Here is a 2,765-nt window from a genome sequence, read left to right as displayed (position 1 = left end):
TCACCGCTGCTGGCGAGTACGATGTTGCCATCGGCGGCAGCCGTTGCAGCGAAATCGACGCCGGAGACGATGGTGCCGGCCTTGATGCTGGAGCCGGAAACACTGATGTCGCCGCCACCAAGAACTTGACTATCGATGTCCACGCCACCGGTTACGCCGGAAAGGGTAATGCCCTTGTGGCCGGTGATCACGTCGGCGGCGACGGACGCGCCGCTGATATCAATGACGCCGGCTGCCTGCAGGGTCGGCGCCACAACGGTGCCGTTCACCGACACGCTCAGATCCCCGGCCTGGCCGAGAACGATATTACCCCCTGCCGCATTGGTGGCGTCGAAGTCGATGCCAGCAACGACCGTCTGGGCGGACAGGCTTTGACCGGTGATCAACACATTGCCGGCGCCGAGAATCTGGCCACTCACATCCACGCGACCGCTTGCGGTCGTCGTGCCGGTCGCACCATCAAGGGCGACATCGCCATGGGCCGTGACGCTATCAGCACTGATGGTCGAACCGGCGGCAGAGAGATCGCCGGCCGACAACAGCGTGCCGGCATCGAGGGATCCGCTTGAAGCAAGTGTCAGATCGCCGCTTGTCGTCTGGACGATGTTGCCATTGGCGGCCGCTGTTCTGGCAAAGTCGACACCGGAGACGATCGTGCCGGCTTTGATGCTCGCGCCGGAGATGTCGACACTACCGCCGCCAAGCACTTGACGAGTAACATCCACGCCCGCGGCAGCCGTGCTGGAAAGAGTGAGGTCCTTATGGCCGGTGATGGCATCGGCGGCAACCGAGGCGCCACTGATATCAATGACGCCGGCTGCTTGTATGGTCGGCGCCGTAACCGCGCCGTTCATTGACACGGTCAAATCGCCAGCCTGACCGAGAACGATATTGCCCCCGGCCCCATTCGTCGCATCGAAATCGAGGCCAGCAACGACCGTCTGGGCAGACAGGCTCTGGCCGCTGATCCAAACATTGCCGGCGCCAAGAATCTGGCCGCTTATGCTGGAGGCACCATCAAGCGTCAGATTGCCATGCGCCGAGATATTGTCGGCGGTAATGTTCGCGCCACTGGCATCAAGATTGGCTGCCGACAACAGCGTATCGGCGCTGAGCAAGCCCGCGGCGGCAAGCGTCAGATTGCCGGTTCCCGTTGTCGTCGGGCCAAGGGTAATGCGGCCGCCCGCCGCATCGGTGGCGGCGATGTCGACACCCGAGACGATGGCGTCGGCCGCGATAGTCGGGCCGGAGACGCTGACATTGCCCGCACCTAGGATCTGGCCGGTAACGGCAGTAGCGCCGGAAAGCGTGATGTTCTGATGACCGGTGATGGTATCGGCGGTGATCGTCTGACCGGTGGTATTGATAGCGCCGGCTGCCAAGATGGTGCCTGCCTGGATGGCGCCAAGACTATCGTTGACAGTGAGATCGCCGCTATTCGCCACCACGATATTGCCGCCAGCCGCCTTGGTCGCTGCAAAGTCGACACCGGACGCAAGAAGACCGGCACTGACACCATTGGCGTTGCCATTGATGGTTATGTCGCCGGCTCCAAGCAATTGGTTGGCGACACGAACGCCGCCATCGATGCCGACATTGCCGTGACCTGTCAGAGTGTTTGCCTGCAGCAGTGCTGACCGAGCATTCAGATCACCGGCCGACAGCAATGTGCCGACCACGATATTACCGGTCGTGGCGGTCAAATCGAGCGTGCCGGTCGGACCGACAGCGAGAGTACCGCCAGCCGCATTGGTGGCGGCGAAGTCGACGCCGGAGGCGATGGCACCGGCCTGGATAGCCGCGCCTGAGATCAGGACGTTGCTGTTCCCAAGAATCTGGCCACTCACATTTGTAGCGGCGTTAACGGTGAGCAGCCCATGTGAGGTGACACCGCTAGCCGTCAGCGAAGCCGCAGTCACCGTCAAATCACCGCCAGACTGGATGCCGCCCGCGGTCACGTTGCCGGTGGCACTGGTGCTGAGGCTTCCCGCCGACAGCAGATTGCTGGTGGCTATATTGCCACCCGTTGCTGTCAGGCTGAGGTTCCCGGCGGAGCCGAGCACGACATTGCCATTGGGATCGGCGCTGGTGGCAGCGATATTGATGCCTGAGACGGTCATGCCGGTCGAGATCGACCGGCCGGTGGCACTAACATTGCCTTGCGCCAGCACATTACCGGCAACCGCGATATCCAGTCCGGCGCTCAGCGCGATATTCTGGTTGCTCAGCAGTGAGCCCGCGGAGATCGAGCCGGCCGTGGCGGTCAGATTGAGATCACCGGTACTATTGGCAGCACCCGCAATCGCGATATTGCCGGAACTGGTAGAAAGCGTCGCCGCACCATTGCCTGCCGTGACACTGCCGGCGGCAATGCCGCCGCCCGAGCTCATCTGCACCGTCGTGCCACTGTTGACGTCACCTGAGACGCTCAAGAGACCTGTGCCGCTTGCAAGTACGATATCGCTGTCGGCTGCCACCGACTGCAGGGTTATGCCTTGATCGGCCTGGACCGCGACCTTCTGCTTCGAACTGACCTTGGCGGCGGTGACTTGTCTCTTCGAGGTGATGGTCACACCCTGGCTGCCCGAGGCATTGCCAATCGAGATCTTGCCATCGGCCGATAGCGACAGCTCACCGGCATTGGCGGCCATATCGCCGCTCATCTTGACGCCGGCGCCCTTCTCGGTGACGACGACCTTGATGCGGTCGGCCTGCATGGCGCCAAGGGCTGAGCCGTCGATCGCATATTCCGGCGTGCCGGAGGT

General features: G+C 62.5%; 1 protein-coding gene. It reads right to left on the bottom strand.

The annotated features are described in order from the left end of the window. Positions 1–2,765 (bottom strand): beta strand repeat-containing protein (locus RRH01S_RS34620; protein ID WP_165586828.1); only part of this gene is annotated, 2,765 nt, incomplete at both ends.

It is taken from the genome of Rhizobium rhizogenes NBRC 13257 (assembly GCF_000696095.1).
GTDB lineage: Bacteria > Pseudomonadota > Alphaproteobacteria > Rhizobiales > Rhizobiaceae > Rhizobium > Rhizobium rhizogenes.
Note: the sequence above shows the minus strand (reverse complement) of the source record. Positions and strands in the feature narration are given on the sequence as shown.